The organism is Kosakonia sp. N21 (genome assembly GCF_050587465.1).
Taxonomy (GTDB): domain Bacteria; phylum Pseudomonadota; class Gammaproteobacteria; order Enterobacterales; family Enterobacteriaceae.
Window position 1 is genome coordinate 289,052 of the sequence record NZ_JBOBHR010000006.1, and the last position, 17,431, is coordinate 306,482.

General features: G+C 50.2%; 16 protein-coding genes and 1 pseudogene. 10 read left to right on the plus strand and 7 right to left on the minus strand.

Annotated elements, in window-relative coordinates; genetic code table 11:
- Window positions 1-30: 30 nt before the first annotated feature.
- The 7 genes from ACQ3G7_RS16600 to ACQ3G7_RS16630 all read left to right on the plus strand — a co-directional run bounded on the left by ACQ3G7_RS16600 (window position 31) and on the right by ACQ3G7_RS16630 (window position 7,826).
- Complete coding sequence (locus tag ACQ3G7_RS16600) at window positions 31-2,292, plus strand: type VI secretion system Vgr family protein (protein ID WP_430890628.1); 2,262 nt, start codon at window positions 31-33, stop codon at window positions 2,290-2,292.
- A gap of 17 nt (window positions 2,293-2,309) precedes the next feature.
- Window positions 2,310-2,693 (plus strand): DUF3592 domain-containing protein, encoded by a 384-nt coding sequence (locus ACQ3G7_RS16605; protein WP_430890629.1) that lies wholly within the window; start codon window positions 2,310-2,312, stop codon window positions 2,691-2,693.
- 79 nt (window positions 2,694-2,772) lie between these two features.
- Window positions 2,773-3,162, plus strand: a complete 390-nt coding sequence (locus tag ACQ3G7_RS16610) for a DUF3592 domain-containing protein (protein WP_430890630.1) — start codon at window positions 2,773-2,775, stop codon at window positions 3,160-3,162.
- A 41-nt stretch (window positions 3,163-3,203) separates the two neighbouring features.
- Complete coding sequence (locus tag ACQ3G7_RS16615; RefSeq protein WP_430890631.1) at window positions 3,204-3,575, plus strand: DUF3592 domain-containing protein; 372 nt, start codon at window positions 3,204-3,206, stop codon at window positions 3,573-3,575.
- A gap of 241 nt (window positions 3,576-3,816) precedes the next feature.
- Entirely contained in the window at window positions 3,817-4,905 is a 1,089-nt protein-coding gene (locus ACQ3G7_RS16620; protein ID WP_430890632.1) for an ABC transporter substrate-binding protein, read from the plus strand.
- A gap of 88 nt (window positions 4,906-4,993) precedes the next feature.
- The gene (locus ACQ3G7_RS16625; RefSeq protein ID WP_263099636.1) at window positions 4,994-6,763 is read left to right on the plus strand and encodes an ABC transporter permease; all 1,770 of its coding nucleotides are present in this window, start codon (window positions 4,994-4,996) and stop codon (window positions 6,761-6,763) included.
- Window positions 6,756-7,826: an ABC transporter ATP-binding protein gene (locus ACQ3G7_RS16630; protein WP_430890633.1), complete on the plus strand. Its 1,071-nt coding sequence runs from the start codon at window positions 6,756-6,758 to the stop codon at window positions 7,824-7,826. The genes ACQ3G7_RS16625 and ACQ3G7_RS16630 overlap by 8 nt, the downstream gene beginning before the upstream one ends.
- On the opposite strand, the gene ACQ3G7_RS16635 is transcribed toward ACQ3G7_RS16630, so the two are convergent.
- Genes ACQ3G7_RS16635 through ACQ3G7_RS16650 form a run of 4 tightly spaced genes read right to left on the minus strand, consistent with a single transcriptional unit; the run spans window position 7,827 to window position 10,831 of the window.
- The gene (locus ACQ3G7_RS16635; RefSeq protein WP_430890634.1) at window positions 7,827-8,462 is read right to left on the minus strand and encodes a DUF1109 domain-containing protein; all 636 of its coding nucleotides are present in this window, start codon (window positions 8,460-8,462) and stop codon (window positions 7,827-7,829) included.
- Window positions 8,449-9,003, minus strand: a complete 555-nt coding sequence (locus ACQ3G7_RS16640; RefSeq protein WP_430890635.1) for a sigma-70 family RNA polymerase sigma factor — start codon at window positions 9,001-9,003, stop codon at window positions 8,449-8,451. Before ACQ3G7_RS16640 ends, ACQ3G7_RS16635 begins: the two co-directional genes overlap by 14 nt.
- 9 nt (window positions 9,004-9,012) lie before the next feature.
- Entirely contained in the window at window positions 9,013-10,245 is a 1,233-nt protein-coding gene (locus ACQ3G7_RS16645; RefSeq protein WP_430890636.1) for a protein-disulfide reductase DsbD family protein, read from the minus strand.
- Between the two features lie 34 nt (window positions 10,246-10,279).
- On the minus strand, window positions 10,280-10,831 hold the full coding sequence (locus tag ACQ3G7_RS16650) for a peroxiredoxin (protein WP_430890637.1): 552 nt from the start codon (window positions 10,829-10,831) through the stop codon (window positions 10,280-10,282).
- 145 nt (window positions 10,832-10,976) lie between these two features.
- Here ACQ3G7_RS16650 and ACQ3G7_RS16655 point away from each other — a divergent pair, with 145 nt between their 5' ends.
- Window positions 10,977-11,336, plus strand: coding sequence for a DUF1493 family protein (locus ACQ3G7_RS16655; RefSeq protein WP_263099642.1), 360 nt, complete (start codon window positions 10,977-10,979; stop codon window positions 11,334-11,336).
- 144 nt (window positions 11,337-11,480) lie between these two features.
- Here ACQ3G7_RS16655 and ACQ3G7_RS16660 read toward each other — a convergent pair whose 3' ends face one another.
- Window positions 11,481-12,980 carry an alginate O-acetyltransferase AlgX-related protein gene (locus ACQ3G7_RS16660; protein WP_430890638.1) on the minus strand — a complete coding sequence of 500 codons (1,500 nt, stop codon included), beginning with the start codon at window positions 12,978-12,980 and terminating at the stop codon, window positions 11,481-11,483.
- 8 nt (window positions 12,981-12,988) lie between these two features.
- Window positions 12,989-14,476 carry an MBOAT family O-acyltransferase gene (locus tag ACQ3G7_RS16665; protein WP_430890639.1) on the minus strand — a complete coding sequence of 496 codons (1,488 nt, stop codon included), beginning with the start codon at window positions 14,474-14,476 and terminating at the stop codon, window positions 12,989-12,991.
- Window positions 14,477-15,193: 717 nt separating this feature from the next.
- Here ACQ3G7_RS16665 and ACQ3G7_RS16670 point away from each other — a divergent pair.
- Entirely contained in the window at window positions 15,194-15,529 is a 336-nt protein-coding gene (locus tag ACQ3G7_RS16670) for a hypothetical protein (RefSeq protein ID WP_263099645.1), read from the plus strand.
- A 277-nt stretch (window positions 15,530-15,806) separates the two neighbouring features.
- Here the strand turns inward: ACQ3G7_RS16670 and ACQ3G7_RS16675 are convergent.
- Window positions 15,807-16,010 (minus strand): annotated as a pseudogene (locus tag ACQ3G7_RS16675) (DUF932 domain-containing protein); the annotation flags it as partial.
- A 344-nt stretch (window positions 16,011-16,354) separates the two neighbouring features.
- On the opposite strand from ACQ3G7_RS16675, the gene ansB reads away from it, so the two are divergent.
- Window positions 16,355-17,401, plus strand: a complete 1,047-nt coding sequence (ansB, locus tag ACQ3G7_RS16680; RefSeq protein WP_430890640.1) for an L-asparaginase 2 — start codon at window positions 16,355-16,357, stop codon at window positions 17,399-17,401.
- Window positions 17,402-17,431: the final 30 nt, after the last annotated feature.

Here is a 17,431-nt window from a genome sequence, read left to right on the forward strand (position 1 = left end):
TGCTCGCGCCATACAAAGGATGGATAAAGAATGAACGAGCGTATTTCCGTTAAATTGCCTTCCGCAGACAGCCTGCTTTTTTGGCAACTGTCGGGCCGCGAGGCACTTTCAGAACCTTTTGTTTTTAATCTCACGCTGCTTGGCGAGGATGCACGTGTCGATCGCAGCAAATTGCTCGGCCAGTCGGTCACCGTGACGGTGCCAACACAATCGCTCACCACGCCACGCTATCTCAACGGCAAAGTGACGCGTGCAGGTGTGCGCCCGGTGGAGCTTTCGGGTACGCGCTATGCCGCTTATACCCTGACCGTCGAGTCCGACCTTTGGCCCATGAAGCGTGACCGTAATATGCGTATTTTCCAGGGGCAGACGGTACCGGAAATCGTTAAAACGCTGTTCAGCGAATACCAGGTCAAAGTCGATGATCAACTGACCAGCAGTTACCGTGTCTGGGATTACTGCGTACAGTACCAGGAAAGCAGTCTGGATTTTGTCAGCCGTTTGCTGGAGCTGGAAGGGATCGCCTATCACTTCCGCCATGCGGCGGACAGCCATCAGTTGGTGTTGACAGATACCGGTTCGAAAAGCGAAGCGTTTCCGGGGTACGAAAGCATCCCTTATCATTCGACCACGTCGGGCGGCGTTACCGGGGAAGAGGGAATCAGCCAGTGGGCGATGGAAGACAGCGTGACGCCGGGCAAGCTGAGCCTTGAGGATTATGATTTCCGCCAGCCCAACGCATGGTTGTTCCAGGCGCGGCAAAACCCCGCGTCACCCATGCCCGGCGATATTGACGTCTATGAATGGCCCGGCCGTTTTAGCGAACACAGCCACGGTGAAAAGTATGCCCGCATCCGTCAGGAGCGCTGGCAAGTGGATCATCAACAAATTGTCGGTTCCGCAACCGCAACGGGTATCGTGCCAGGCGCCGTTTTTCAGTTAAGCAACGCGCCTTTTGCTGGTGATAACGGCGAATACCTGGTGACCGCTGCCGAATATGACTTCCGCGAGAATCAGTACGCTTCCGGTGATGCGGGCGATACCATGCATCGCATTGAATTTTCTGTTATTCCCTCTTCAACACCGTATCGCCCGGAAGTGAAAACGCCCTGGCCGCGCACCTACGGGCCGCAGACAGCGAATGTGGTGGGGCCACAAGGTGAAAGCATCTGGACCGACCGCTATGGTCGTGTGAAGGTGAAATTCCATTGGGACCGCCAGGCCAAAGGCGACGATACCAGCTCCTGCTGGGTGCGCGTTTCCAGCGCGTGGGCCGGACAGGGCTTTGGCGGCGTGCAAATTCCGCGTATCGGCGATGAAGTGGTGGTCGACTTTATCAATGGCGACCCGGATCGACCGATCATTACCGGGCGCGTATATAACGAATCCAGCATGCCACCGTGGGAACTGCCTGCGGCGGCAACGGTGATGGGCTTTATGACGCGCAGTAAAGACGGCAATAAAGATAATGCCAGCTACCTGTTTTTTGAGGATAAGCCGGGCAGTGAAGCCGTCGATTTGCACGCCGAAAAAGATATGAGCGTGACGGTAGAGAACGACCAGACGGTAGCGATTGATGGTCATCGTAACACCACCATCAAAAAGACGCAGACCGATACGGTTACGGAAGATGCGACTTTCAATTATCAGGCGAAGCGCACCACCACGGTGACGAAAGCGGAAACCAAAACCTTTAACGATAGCGAAACCACCACCATTCAGAATGGGCGCAAACTGGAGATCACCAGTGGTGGCGACAAGGTGATCATTAAAGATGGCCGCACCACCGATGTGACCGGCAATGAGTCGCACCATGTGACCGGCAATGTGACGCAGAACTTTGATAGCGCGTTAACCACCACCATTAAAACCGGGCAAACCGAGACGATTGATGGCGGGGTCACCATCAATGTCAACAGCGGCAACTGGACGCAGAATGTCAATGCCGGGACCATTACTATTACCAGCCCGCAAACCATTACCTTACGCAGTGGCGTGGCGATAAACCTGGATGCACCGAAGTCGTCCTATACAGTTGGGGGGCATAAAGAGGCTATAACGGGTAATAGTTTCAGCGTGACAGGAGCATCTGAAAGCTTTACTGGGGTATCAGGTGATTACAAAGGCTTAACGGTATCGGCCGCGAATACATCTATTTCGCGGCAGGTCATATCGATATCATCTAAAGCTTTTGAGAAAAAAAATAATCCGCTTAAATACGAGAAGGTAGGTGTACTACTTGAGTCTGGAGCACTTCGCTGGAGCTCTAAAGCATTGACGCTAATTGTCTAGATTTATGGGGTTATAAAATGGAATTCAGATGGATTTATCTTGTTTATCTCTTTCTCGCTTTTGTTTTTTTTAGAGTGGTGATGATGGCAGGGTCTATGGTTATCCCTGGAATCAGACAGGGAATGATGGAATCAGAAGTTAGACGAAATGGTATTGGTGTCAATGCTGATATTGTTTCTCGCAATCGGACGGATATGTTCGATGCTGAATTACCTGTTTATAGAATAACGTTTAAATTCAAAACGAAAGAGGGAACTGAGGTTGAGTCAAGCCTGGATAAGGCTCTTGCCGCAGAGGAAGTTATGCGTTTTGCACCTGGTAATGGAACCACAATAAAATATGATCCCAAAGATCCCAAACGTATTGCTCTCTATGATAAGCCACTGATTTTGGGTGATTAATGCGTATGTGTTGTCATGTCTCAATTTACAAGATAGGCAAGTAATGTATTGAGTAAATTGAGATAAAGGAGGTGTTTGAATGGAATTTAGATGGATGCATCTTTTTTATCTATTTTTTATGTTTGTGGGGGTATGCGTTATTCGGAGTATTTATAAATCATTTGGCGTATATGTCAGGCAGATGTTTGTCGAAATTAAAGTGCTGAGAACGGGTATCGGTGTCAATGCGGATATTGTCGCCAGGAGTCCAACGGGGCATTTTGACGCCAATATTCCGGTGTACAGACTGACATTTAGGTTTAAAACGCGCGAAGGGGTTGAAGTTCATTCCACATTGCTCAGAGCACTTGATGCTGATGGAATAATGCGTTATGCGCCGGGTAACGGGGCAACGCTCAAATATGATCCTAAAGACCCAAAACGCATTGGCATGGATGATATTGATAAACCGCTGATTTTAGGTGACTGAGCCTGTGTTAGTGAGTCATTGTAGCCACCGGGAAGATCGGTATGCATACTAACCTTTATGACATTATTTTCCTTGCGGTAGCCGCGTTGCTACTGTTTGGTCTCTACAAGTTGGTGCGTTGGATCCGCCAGATGTTTATTGAGGTGCATGTGAGCAAATATGGTATTGGCGCGAATGCCGATATTATTGCCCTTAAGCGCACCAACTTGATGGAGAGGCGCACAGTCTATTGTGAACTGGTACTGCGCTTCAGAACCCGCGAAGGGCAGGTGGTGCAGGCGAGCGTGTTTGAGCACCTGAACCGCCGTGAAATTGTGCGTTTTTCCGAAGGTAACGGCACCACTGTAAAATACGATCCGCAAAATCCGCAGCACATTATCTTATATGACCGCCCGCTAATTTTAGGCGATTAATCCCGGCGAATTCCTGTTGCCCCAACAGCGCTGATGATGGAAGGTTTACTGCGAAATCAGCGCTGTTTCTCTCATGCCATCCGGCTCGTTAACCGCCTTCCCGCTTTCGCACTGCAACACCCGTTATTTTAATCACGCCAGCGTCACAAAAGTCGCAAAAAACAAGCCACTGCGTTGCATCGGCCAGATCTCACGCTATATGTTAAATTTGTGTTTAAAAAATGATACCGAGGGATTGTTCATGGATAAGAAAACAGATCTACTGGTCGCTGCGCTGGCTCTGCTTTTTTCTGGCTCCGCACTGGCGGCGGTACCACAGGGCTACCCGGCGGACTATCAGAAAATAGTCGACGCTGGCACCAAAGAAGGCAAAGTTGTTATCTACTCCACTACTGACACCAAAGCCGCAGGGCCGTTAATCAAAGGCTTTGAGGCGCAGTATCCGGGCATCAAAGTCGAATATAACGACATGAACAGCACCGAACTGTACAACCGCTATCTGAGCGAGCAGGCTTCCGGCGGCGGTAGCGGTGATGTGGTCTGGAGTTCGTCGATGGATACCGCGCTGAAACTGGCGACTGATTACGCTGACGAATACGCCTCCCCGGAAGTGAGTAAATTACCGAAATGGGCGGTGTGGCAGAATAAAGCCTATGGCACCACCTATGAACCAGTCGTGTTTATTTATAACAAGCGCTTGATTCCGCAGGGTGATGTGCCGGACTCGCATACCGCACTGGCCAAATTGATCGCCAGCCAGACCGATAAATTCAAAAATAAAGTCACTACCTACGATATCGAAAAATCCGGGCTGGGCTTTATGCTGGCGGTGGAAGATCTCAAATTCGATAAAGACTATTTCGCGCATCTGGCGGACGTGGCAAAAGGTGGGCTGACGGTGCAGTCCTCCACCGGCACGATGATGGAGCGTGTCTCCTCCGGGGAAAACCTGATTGGCTATAACATCCTCGGATCGTACGCCGAAGCCCGCGCCAAAGGGGATAATGCACTGGGTATTTCTTACCCGAAAGACTATATCCTGGTGTTGTCCCGCGTCTCGTTTATCAGCGCGCAAGCGGAACACAGCAACGCCGCCAAATTGTGGTTCGACTATGTGTTGTCGGAAAAAGGGCAGAGCATTCTGGCCAATCAGGCGGACATTCCCTCCCTGCGTAACGATATTGAAGGCAAAAACGACATTGATGGCATGACCAAAATGCTTGGCGATGCGCTCAAACCGATCCATGTGGATGCGTCGCTGCTGGAATATCTGGAACCGAAAAAGCGTCTGGAATTTATTAAACAATGGCGTGCGGCTGCCGCCAAATAATGGCTGTACGGGCGGCGCGTCGTGATAGCGCGCCCCCTTTTCATCGCCAGGATGGTTTGCCTGAAATACCTGACCAAAGGGATGACCAATGAATACATTGCGCAGAAAGTGGCAGGGGATGCCGCGCGGTGTGATCGTGCTGATCACCGCGTTGGTTATTTATGTTCCGCTGTTATTTATTGTGGTGCAGAGTTTTCTCTCCGCGCCCTTTTTTGTCCGTTCCAAAGAGCTGAGTCTCGAATCTTTCGCCTTTATTTTTACCGATCCGGATTTTTATCTGGCGCTGAAATCCGGCTTTATTCTGGCGTTTGGCCTGGTGTTTATCGCTATTCCGCTGGGCGGTATTCTCGCGTTTCTCATGGTGCGCACCGACTTGCCCGGTCGCCGCTTTATTGAGCCGTTGATCCTGGTGCCGATCTTTGTTTCGCCGATGGTGTTGGGCTTTGGCTATGTGGTTGCCGCCGGGCCGGTGGGCTTCTTTTCGCGCTGGGCCGAGGAGGTGATCGGCTTTGTGCCGTGGAATATCTACTCCATGTTCAGCATTGTGGTGATTGCCGGACTGACACACGTGCCGCATGCCTATTTGTATATCTCGTCGGCACTGCGCAGCGTGGGCTCTGATGTGGAAGAGGCTGCCCGTACCGTGGGCGCGTCGCCACTGCAGGTGATGACATCTGTCAGCTTGCCGATGGTGCGCCCGTCGATTCTGTACGCCTGCGTGTTGCTGTTCTTCCTCGGGCTGGAGGTGTTCGGCCTGATGCTGGTGCTGGGCGACCCCGAAGGCAACATGGTGCTGGCCACCTATCTCTATAAGCTCACCAACAAGCTGGGCACGCCTTCTTATCATCTGATGGCTGCCGTTGCCGTGGTGCTTATCTGCATCACCATTCCGCTAGTGATGCTGCAACGCCGCCTGATGCGCACCGCCAACCGCTTTGTCACCATGAAAGGCAAAGCGTCGCAGGCGCGGGCGCTGCCGCTGGGCAAATGGCGCTGGGTCGCTGGCGCGGTGGTGGTGGCCTGGTTAACCGTCACCATCGGCGTACCGCTGATTGGCGTTGTGCTGCGGGCATTTATCTCGAACTGGGGGGTTGGCGTTTCACTGTGGGATGAGGTTTCGCTGGATACCTTCCGTAATATCTGGCAGCAGCCCAATCTGTTGCGCGCGATAGTGAACTCAATGGCAATTGGCGTGTTCGGCGGGGCGCTGGCGGTGATCTGCTATCTGTTTGTCGGCATTGCCATGCACCGCAAGCAGGATAACGTCACGCGGTTCCTCGATTACAGCGTGCTGGTGCCCCGTGCTGTGCCGGGGTTGCTGGCGGGGCTGGCGTTTTTGTGGGTGTTCCTGTTTTTGCCGATGTGGCTCGATCAGTCGCTGAAAAACGGCTGGCTCTCCGGGTTGCCGGTGGCGGAGTGGCTGCGTGAGAACCTGATTGTCTGGCTACGATCGTTGCGAAACACCATTTTCAGCGTCTGGCTGGCTTATACCGTGGTGTGGATGGCCTACGGCCTGCGGCTGATCTCTTCCACCCTGTTGCAGGTGGGGCCGGAGCTGGAGGAAGCGGCGCGCAGTACCGGGGCGACCAGCGGCCAGGTCACACGCCATGTGACGGTGCCGCTATCGCGTTATGGCCTGATTGGCTCATGGCTGCTGATGTTCCTCATTTTTGAGCGCGAGTACTCAACCGGTGTCTATTTGCTCTCCCCGGGGACGGAGACGATTGGCTCGATGCTGGTGTCGCTGTGGGCTGCGGGAGCGATTGATATCGTTGCAGCGCTGTCGTTTATCAACATTCTGCTGGTGGTCATTGGTCTGGGTGTGGCCCTGCGTTTTGGAGTGAAATTACATGATTGAGCTATCGGTAGAGAACTTACATCTGACTTACGGCGACAACCCGGTGCTGAAAGGCGTATCGATGGAGCTGAAACGCGGCGAAGTGGTGTCGCTGCTTGGTCCGTCTGGCAGTGGCAAAACCACCTTGCTGCGCGCGGTGGCCGGGTTGGAGAAACCCACTCAGGGGCGCATCACCATTGGCAGCAACATTGTTTATGACGGCACCCCGCGCAGCGAAATCCCGGCGGAAGAGCGCAATCTGGGGCTGGTGTTCCAGTCCTATGCCCTGTGGCCGCATAAAACGGTATTCGAGAACGTCGCTTATCCACTGAAGCTGCGCAAGGTCCCCTCTGCAGAAATCACCCAACGTACGCAAACGGTGCTCGATCAACTGGGGTTGGGGCACCTGGGCAAGCGCCATCCGCACCAGCTTTCCGGGGGGCAGCAGCAGCGTGTCGCCATTGGCCGTGCGCTGGTCTATAACCCGCCGGTGATCCTGCTCGATGAACCGTTGTCGAACCTGGATGCCAAGCTGCGCGAAGAAGCGCGCGTTTTTTTGCGTGAGCTGATTGTGAAGCTGGGGCTGTCGGCGCTGATGGTTACCCACGATCAGAATGAAGCGATGGCGATTTCCGATCGTATTTTGTTGCTCAACAACGGCGTCATCGAACAACAGGGCACTCCACAGGAGATGTACAGCACCCCGTCGACGCTGTTTACCGCTGAATTTATGGGCAGCAATAACCGCCTGCACGGAACGGTGACCGATATCAGCAACGGCAGGGCGCGTATCGAAGGCGCGAAATGGTCATTGTGGGGCGTGGCCGGGCCGGGACTGAGCGTCGGTCAGCAGGCGACGGCGGTGATCCGGGTGGAGAGCCTGCGGCTGGTCGATGCGCCGCAGGATAATTCCATGGAGTTACCAATGCTTACCAGCATGTACCTTGGCGATCGCTGGGAGTATCTGTTCCGCACGGCAGGGGATGACTTTGTGATCCGCGTGTACGGCACTCAGCAGCGCGACATGCAAAATTACCGTGTGGTATTGCCAGACGATCAACTCTGGATCTTCCCCAAAAGCTGATTACGGCAACGACACCCAGCGGTAACCCACCCCAATGGTCACCGTCACAATCGTGGCGGTGGCCGCAATATGCATCAGCAGATCCAGCGCGCTGATATGCGTCGGGTGGCACAGCGACAGCAGCGTGAGCGCCATACAGGCAACCCCTGCCCCCGCCGCGGCCAGGCTGCGCAGCGGATAGAGCGTGCGTGTACGGCGCAGATAACCAATCACCATCGCCACCATCGGCGTACTGACCACGACCATAAACAAGTAGCAATTCGGTCCTTCTATGGCACCGACGGCAGGCGCAGCCTGGTGGCTATGCAGGTTGGCGAGTGTGCTGATTAACCAGAGACCTGCCAGCGGCGCAAACCATCGCCAGTTCAGCGGTCGCTGCCCGGCAATGCTCAGTAAAAAAGCGTTACGCACCGCAAGCAGACCGGCGACAAATGTCAGCAGGAGCTGTAACGCTGCCCAGTTCGCTCCCGTTTGTGACCAGTCGGTCAGTGTGCGGTTAAGCAACAAGCTGGCGACGATCCCGCAGGGCAATGCCATGGCAACCCATGCCAGAGTACGCCAGCCCGGTTGCCACGGGCGTTTTACCGGCTCCATTGAGCGGCTTAATTTTTCTATCAATACGTCATGATCGGCCATGTTGTGCTCCTAACCGACGAAGATTACTCAATGCGCGATGCAGCAGGGACTTAACGGCGGAGACCGTCAGATTAGTGTGCGTCGCGGTTTCCGACAGACTCATCTCCCGCAGATGAACATGCTCCACAATTTGCCGCTGGCGTGCCGGTAGCTGATCCAACAGCGCCGACAGTTCTTCCTGCGAATGCGGCGGCTCACTGGCAGTGAATAAGGGCTCCGGCGCAAGGTCGCAGTCCGTTTCCCGCAGCGAGTGGCGACCGCGTTTACGCAGGGCGTCAATGCCGCGCGCGTGCGCTATCGCCATCAGCCAGGGCAAAAACGGCGATGCAGGATCGTAGGTATGACGCACCCGGTGCACGGCGAGCAGCACATCCTGAACAACATCTTCCAGCAGAACGTCATCGGCGATTTGCCGTCGCGCCAGTGAGCGGATAACCGGCACCAGCGCTTTCAGCAGCCGCGTATACGCCTGTTGATCGCCCGACTGCGCAAGCGCCATCAGGTGCGGCCATTCGTCACGCGCTGCCTCACTTTTATCCATATTCCGCCTTTATGTTTTTTTCCCGCTGGCCCCGGTCAGCGCGTTAACCACAATTGAGGGGGTTAATACCTGCGGCAAGATCTTCGGCGCACTGCCATCCGCCGGGTAGATCACATACAGCGGCAGGCTACCCTGGCCCAGCTCGTTCAGCGCATCATCGATATCGGCGTTGAATGTTGTCGAGTCGGCAATCATATACAGCGTGCCGGTCTTTGCCAGCGCCTCTTTTACCGCCTGAGTGGAGAGCGATGTCTTCTCATTCACCTGGCAGGTGATGCACCACGACGCGGTAAAATTGACGAAAATAGCCTTGCCGTGGCCGCGATTGTCCGCCACGGTTTGCGGCGACCATTTTACTTCTTCCACCTGCTGCGTTGCCTGCGCTGAAGGCAGTGCCGCGCTGTTGGTTATCACCGACGGGAGCGGAACCAGCGCGGCGAGCAGCAGGGCTGCCGTCGCAGTGAACAGCGCTTTATGCCTGCGCCCGGCAAAGCGCTGCTGTTGCGCCATACCGTACAGCCAGGCGGCAAAGCTCACCACCACTGCCGCCGCAAGGATTGCCGCCAGCGCCGTGTTACCTGCCTGTTGCGCCAGTACCCACACCAGCCAGCCAAATGCGCCAAACATCGGGAACGCCAGCCCGCGTTTCAGGATGCTCATCCATGCTCCGGGGCGCGGCAGCCATTTGCCGAGCGCCGGGAACAGGGAGATCAGGCTGAAGGGGGCGGCAAACCCCAACGCCAGCGTGAAGAAGATCGCCAGCGCCACTGCGGGCGGTTGCACCAGCGCATAGCCAATCGCGCCCGCCATAAACGGCGCAGCGCAGGGCGTCGCGACGATGATCGACAATGCGCCGGTCAGCGCTGCGCGGGTAAACGCACCGCGTTGCAGGTTTATCTCCCCGGCACGTTGCAGGGAAAGCCCCACTTCAAACACCCCAAGCAGGTTTAACGCGGCGCCAAGGATCACCAGCGCAAGGAAGGCAATCACCAGCGGCGACTGGAGCTGGAAGCCCCAACCGACGGCGGTTCCCCCGGCGCGCAGGGCCAGTAAGATCCCGGCGAGGATCAACATGGTTACGACCGTGCCCAACAAAAAGCCGAAGCCCTCTTTGCGCACGTGCGCGGGGTCCTGCGTATGGCGCAGAAGGCCTAGCGCTTTGAGGGAGATTATCGGGAATACGCAGGGCATAAAGTTGAGGATAATGCCGCCAGCGAAGGCGGCGAGCATGGCGGTCAGCATAGCGATTCTCTGGAGTCAGGTTGTTCACAGCGCATCAGGAATGCGCGTTGGCGTATTGTTTCACTGCTTCCATCGTTTTCTGAATATGCGTTTCCGGGTTTCTGTCAGTGTAGCTCAGCAGGATCTTACCGTCTGGCGCGATGACGAAAGAGGTACGGTCTGAAAGGGTTTTGCCGTTCATTTGCATCAGCGTGTCGTACTGCGCGGCGACTTTCGCGCCTGGGTCAGCGGTGACGGTAAACTTGTCGCGGCACTCCAGCTTCGAGAACTCATCCACCTGATCGGTATTCCCGGCGGTGACACCAATTACTGTGGCACCCAGCTTTTTAAAATCATCTGTCGCTTCGGCAAACGCGTGGGCTTCAATGGTGCACCCTTTGCTGAATGCCGCCGGGAAGAAGTAGAGCACCACCGGGCCTTTTTGCAGTGCCTGCTGCAATGAGAAGGTCAGCGGTTTGCCTGCCAGTGCGCCTTGTAGTTTGAAGTCCGGCGCTTTTGTGCCTGCCGGCAGGGCTGCTTGCGCGTTGCCGATGCTAAAAAGGGCGGCGGCGGTCAGGCTCAGAACGAGTTTTTTTATCGGGGTCATGTTGCGCTCCATTTGGGTGAAGAAGAGTGACGCTCATATACAGTTCGCTGGTGGAGAACGGAAAGTTTCGGTCCCGGAAAAAAAATTGCGCGTTGCGCTACGCTGATAAAGTATTAACCAGGGTCACAACAACGGAGCAGAACAGATGGAACCTACCCTGAGTCAGGTGATTGACTTTATCCGCGAATTTACCGGTCATCGACGTATTCCCATTCATGAGCATAGCTGGCTTGAAGCCGATCTTGGGGTAACAGGCGATGAGGGTGTGGATCTTCTGGAGGAGATTGCGCAGGCCTTTGACGTGCAGCTTTATACGGATGAAGAGGGGTACAGCAAAACGTTTTCCCTAGGGGAGAATGAATACCTTTTCCACGGTGAAGGTCTGGACCTGTTTGGTATCTTCCGGTTTGTTAATTGGTTGCGCGGTATACCCGAACCGGTGGTCCGCGATCTGTCTGTCGGGCAGTTGCATCGCGCGTTAGCGGCGGCGACCAGGCATAAATAGATGCAGCTTATTGATACTACTGTGTTGAACACGCGATTCTCTTTGTAGGGCAATCGACGTTTTCTGTATCTGAGGCATCCATTAATCGCATAAAAAAGGAACCAACGGTTCCTTTTTTAGCAGAGCTATGTTGGAGAGTTAACGCTATTCGTGAGTGAGTTTTATTTCTTTTATATTAAAATTTCGGCAGTTTTCGATAGACTCAGGCTGTATATCAAATCTTACTTTTTTAATATTCTCAGCTTTAGTCCAGTTGGCGATTTTAGACATGTTAAAGACCGCACCATTCTGAGGGAGAATCATGCTAACACTGTTTTCTTCACTGAAGCTCCCTTCGTCTGAACTCCAGAAAATTTGAACCATCAGATCATTCTCACTTTTTTTGCAGCTGACATTTAAGTACAGACTGTTTTTTTGTGTGATGAGTTTGGGGTCGAAATTGAATATGACGAAAGGATCACCTCCGATGATTTTGTAATCGCCATCTTTATTTTGAATATCATGAACGCGGTCATAATCTCCATTAATTCCACTATCTCCAGTTGTAGCTTTCAGCGCATGAATAGGTGGCGGAGACAGGAAGAAATCATTAATAATGCTTCGTTCAACACTTGTGACAAAAACATAATCTGGTTTGTAGGTTTTTATCGCATTATACAACCAGATCGGATTTGAACCAAAGTAATGAAGTTGAACTATGTTAGTAAAAGAGGCAGCCATGAACGGCGACATTGCTGTGCCAAATGAATCCCTAAGCCAAAGCACTCTTGCATTCTGTCGAGCGTTGCTTGAGAAGATTCGGATGGGTCTGTTTGGTGCATCAATAGGTTCGTTGGCGCTTTTGCTAATTAATGAATTTGTTTCAAAGTCATATTTTTCTATGTCAATATTCTCTTTTGATAGGACATCAACATATTGAAAATGATCGGTGGTTAAATTTTCCGTGCGAAGGAAACGGGACAGGTCACCCCCAGCTTTGTTTTTCCAACCCGTGTATTTTCCAATGCTTGTTGAGTGATAAGCACCATCGCTAAATACGTTTTCCATAAAATAGCTAAATGCTAACCAACCTGCTATAGTATTCCAATGGGTATCTGTTTTATAGTAAAGAGGTTCTTTGTAGTTTGATTTTTGCTCAGTTAAAAATTTTGTAGGATCAATAAAGATACCTTCTTTATCAGCATCTAAAACTGCGCTAACTTGTCTGTATTCTGCTGAGTGCGCCCATTGCGGTAAGTATTCACCATAAATACTTTCTTTATCAGGGCCAATTAATATTTTAAATTTTTTCACTCCGTTCTCGCGAAAGAAATCATTCCATTCCTGCATTGAGTTGGCTATTTTTTTTGCATTTTCTGTGTCATTTTTAGTTGCCCCTTGTCGTCTGTTTGATACCGTATTGGCCTCTTGATCGCCTAAAAATAACCAGCCATCATGCCCAACAATTACCTGATCAGGGAAGAGGCTAATGCCATAACTAGACAGTATTTTGCTGACAGGCGCAGTGATTGAATCCAGCTTATAATACTGTTTTGTTTTGAAATACTCAGTTAAGCTTTTGTCCCAATGAATGAGATTGTACACTGGCAGTAGCGTTAGCATCAGCGCTGAAATGATTAAAAATGTAAAGACGTATTTTTTCATATCGTTGCTCAAAATTTTGAATACAGTGAAACACTATTTGCTCCAGAGAGAGCTGATAGCATGGCAATAGTGAATAAAAGAATCGATGCAGCAGTTCGTGTCTTTACTGACGTGCTGATAGTTAATTCAGTGGTGTTTTTTTGAGTGATAATAAAAAAAGCCGCAACCACAAAGATGAAAATAAGAATGTTCTCTGAAACGCCAATGGGTATCTCAGGTAGAAATCTCTCCAGGAAGAATCCGGACCAGGAAAGTTTCCACGTTTCTATTTCTGTCGATATATTATCGTATGCGCCTTGTAGTCCTATCATTCCGCCTAAAACTTTCATCGCAGAATCAAGATCTCTGGCCCTAAAGAAAACCCAGGTGACATTAATGAAGTTGAAGGTTATTAGCCAGGCGATTGGGTCTGGAATAGAAACTCTTAACTTTCCCCAAATTCGATGAATGATTAGAGCCAATCCATGTAACAGTCCCCAAATTATGAACATCCAGTTTGCGCCATGCCATAATCCTCCGAGTAAGAATGTTATCAGAAGATTTGCATATGTTACCGCTTCACCTTTTCTATTTCCTCCAAGTGGAATATAAATATAGTTCCGAAGAAAACGACTCAAGGTTATATGCCAGCGACGCCAGAAATCTTGAATATTTAAAGCCTTGTAAGGAGAGTTGAAATTTATCGGCAACTTAATGTTGAATAACAAAGCTGCACCAATCGCCATATCCGTGTAACCACTAAAATCAAAGTATAACTGGAAAGTATAACTAAAACTGGTGAACCATGCGTCCAACATGCTTAAATGTAATGAGTTATCAAAGCCCTGATTGGCCCATACAGCAAACACATCGGAAATAATTACCTTTTTAAAAAGACCAATGGAGAAAATAAAAATACCAAGTGAAATATTTCTATAGTTTATTAGTTTATTCCATTTTGATGAAAACTGAGGAATTATTTCTTTGTGATATGTTATTGGTCCGGAAAAAAGTTGTGGGAAAAAAGTTACAAATAATAAGTAATTTAAAAAACTATAATTTTCAGTTCTCTCTTTATAACTGTCAACAATATAAGCTATCTGCTGGAAGGTGAAGAAACTGATAGCAAGTGGCAATGCCATATGCATCAGTTCGAAATGAGCACCTAACGCATTTAAGTTGGATAAAAAGAAATCTGCATATTTAAAATATCCAAGTAGTGATAGGTTAAATACAATCCCGGAAATGAATGTTATTTTTTTTAAACTATAGATTGATTTTATTTTGACAGATTCAATTTTACTATTTCTTAGCAACGATCCAATCAGGAAATTAACAATCGTTGAAAGAAGTATAAGTGGTAGGAAACGAAGATCCCAAAAACTATAGAAAAATAAGTTTGCGAAAATTAACCATATCTTTGAGAACATTTTCTGTTTTAAATGGTTAAGCCAAAAATATATTGCAAATGTTATTGGTAAAAAAAGTAAAATGTACTGGTATGAACTAAAAAGCATATCCTAACCTTATGCGGAATTAACGACACACAATTCTTATACATATTATTACAATTGTACTTAGAAAAATCTAATTTGCCAAGCTATTCTTGGTGGATATATTGAATGAGATGACATTCCCAAGCACTGAACATTATTATGCGTTATGAAGCGGAGTGCTAATTTGCTATGCGGAGTATCCGACACCAGAGACAGGCAATGAATATTATATAAGAAAATGGTTGTGACTTATCATAACTTATTGTTTTATATAAAGAAGATTGGTCTGGAGAGCACGGGCAACTTAGCCAGGCATTACTGGCATATTGCAAGCCGGCTAAATTCACAGCATTACAATGTCCATCCCATCGCTGAGTTGCCAGAAGAGGGGGGAGAGAATATGATGCAGGAACGCGGATTGGACGTAATTTACGTACTACAGAGGTGGATGATGGTCCAAAATTTATAGGCCGTGGGTTATTAAATCTGGCAGAAAGATAAAATAATACGGATTTCGCAAGCGAGTTTGAGAAATATTATGTAACCGATCCCGCTATCGTTGCGAGGAACCTGCATGTTGCCGTTAAAACAGCGTGTTATTATTGGGATCCAAGCATGTTAATGCGGCAGTCGACAGGAATGGTGTAAATAACGTAACCCTTCTTGTTACAGTGCTTACAACGGTCTCGAAGGAAGGATCGGGGCGTTGCTTAGCGCAAAGAGAGAGCCTGGAATAATATGAAAATATCAACTGACATTATAACATTATTATTGTTTGCTATAACTTTTCCGGCTGTGACTGCTGCGAAAGATTCTGAGTTAACGTGTAAAACTCAAGCAATAAATGAAGCAAATAAACTACTGGCCTTTTATCGAGACAATGATGACAGGGCAGAGGTTGATAAGGACGTAACTGCATTGGCGAAGATGAAAAATCCGGAAAATAAATCTCAATATTATGATGTACTACAAACATGGGGTTATATCTACAAAGGTAAATATCGGATGAGATTCATCTTCCTCAATGACTGTACTCTTATGGGGGAAGAAATTTTAGAGTATGCGAATCCTTAGCATCACTCTGAATTTTACCTATAAATCGGAGCGGCATTTTTGCCGCTCCCCACAATAAAATGAATAACGGAATTTCGATTCAATTCCGTTTAAAGTCCAAGATAATTCAATTGCGTTACTCCCTTTATTCACCCGGGAGCCCTTTGCAGCACTCCTTTATCCGGCATGGCTTTGGCAGTACGTCCTTGCAGACCACCTTTCAGCAGGTTTTCCTGGCAACGATTAAAAACTGACCACAGATCGTCCTGACGGTCTTCATGCGGCGAAGGGTCAGTATCTGGGATGCCGTCACCGGCTGGAACCCTTCGCGCTGCAGGTTCTCCAGCAGGGTGATGGTGGGAATAAACGTGTACTTTTCACTCCTGAAAGCATGTTTGTCCTCTCCGAAGACGCTGGGGACATGCTGCATGAGCTCTTCACGGGTTAAGGGGCGGTCGCGGCGAATCTGGTTAATACGGCCAAAGCGGTTGGCTAATCGCATAATAAAAACTCCTGTGGGGTTAACGACATAAAAAGCAGACAGGCCACGCTCCCGACAGGAAGCCTGGCCTGGTTTGATGAACGTTGTATTGATTGATGGGTTGAGGAATAAACGGGTATTGCTGAAAGTGCTGCTGGGAAGATGGAAGCCCCTTTCAGAGTGGTTGTGGCAGGTTTTTCAGAAACGTAGCAACGGTGATTTTGCTAGTGTTCCGGGTGGAAACGACATCCATCTCTAAATTTAACAATCTAAAAAATACATTTGTCTGGTTAACAGGATGAAATCACATTATTCAGCTATTGGTTTGGGATAATGCGATAAATTCACGTAACTGGAGAAATAACATGGAGTTTTTCAGGAAAACGGCACTGGCAGCACTGGTAATGGGTTTCAGCGGTGCAGCGCTCGCCTTACCGAACGTTACCATTTTAGCGACCGGTGGGACGATTGCCGGTGGCGGTGACTCCGCAACCAAATCTAACTATACGGCGGGCAAAGTTGGCGTAGAAAATCTGGTCAAAGCCGTTCCTCAACTTAAGGATATCGCTAACGTGAAGGGTGAGCAGGTCGTCAATATCGGTTCGCAGGATATGAACGACGACGTCTGGTTAACCCTGGCGAAAAAGATCAATAACGAGTGTGACAGCACTGACGGCTTCGTGATTACCCACGGTACCGACACCATGGAAGAGACCGCTTACTTCCTCGATCTAACCGTGAAGTGCAACAAGCCAGTGGTGCTGGTTGGCGCAATGCGTCCGTCTACCGGGATGAGCGCAGACGGTCCGTTCAACCTCTATAACGCGGTGGTGACCGCGGCGGATAAAGCCTCTGCCAGCCGTGGCGTGCTGGTGGTGATGAATGACACCGTGCTTGACGGGCGCGACGTGACCAAAACCAACACCACCGATGTGGCGACCTTCAAATCCGTAAACTACGGACCGCTGGGCTACATTCATAACGGCAATATCGACTACCAGCGTACGCCTGCGCGTAAGCACACCACCTCCACGCCGTTCGACGTTTCTAAGCTGAATGAACTGCCGAAGGTCGGTATCGTCTATAACTACGCGAATGCTTCAGATCTGCCGGCAAAAGCGCTGGTGGATGCGGGTTATGATGGGATTGTGAGCGCGGGTGTGGGTAACGGCAACCTGTACAAAACGGTCTTCGATACGCTGGCAACCGCAGCGCATAAAGGGACTGTTGTGGTGCGTTCTTCCCGCGTACCGACTGGTTCAACCACGCAGGATGCTGAAATCGATGATGCGAAGTACGGTTTCGTTGCCGCTGGTTCCCTGAACCCACAGAAGGCACGCGTACTGCTGCAACTGGCGCTGACGCAGACTAAAGATCCGAAACAGATCCAGACGATGTTTAATCAGTTTTAATCGCTGAAGGCGGCTGCGCTTATCACTCTG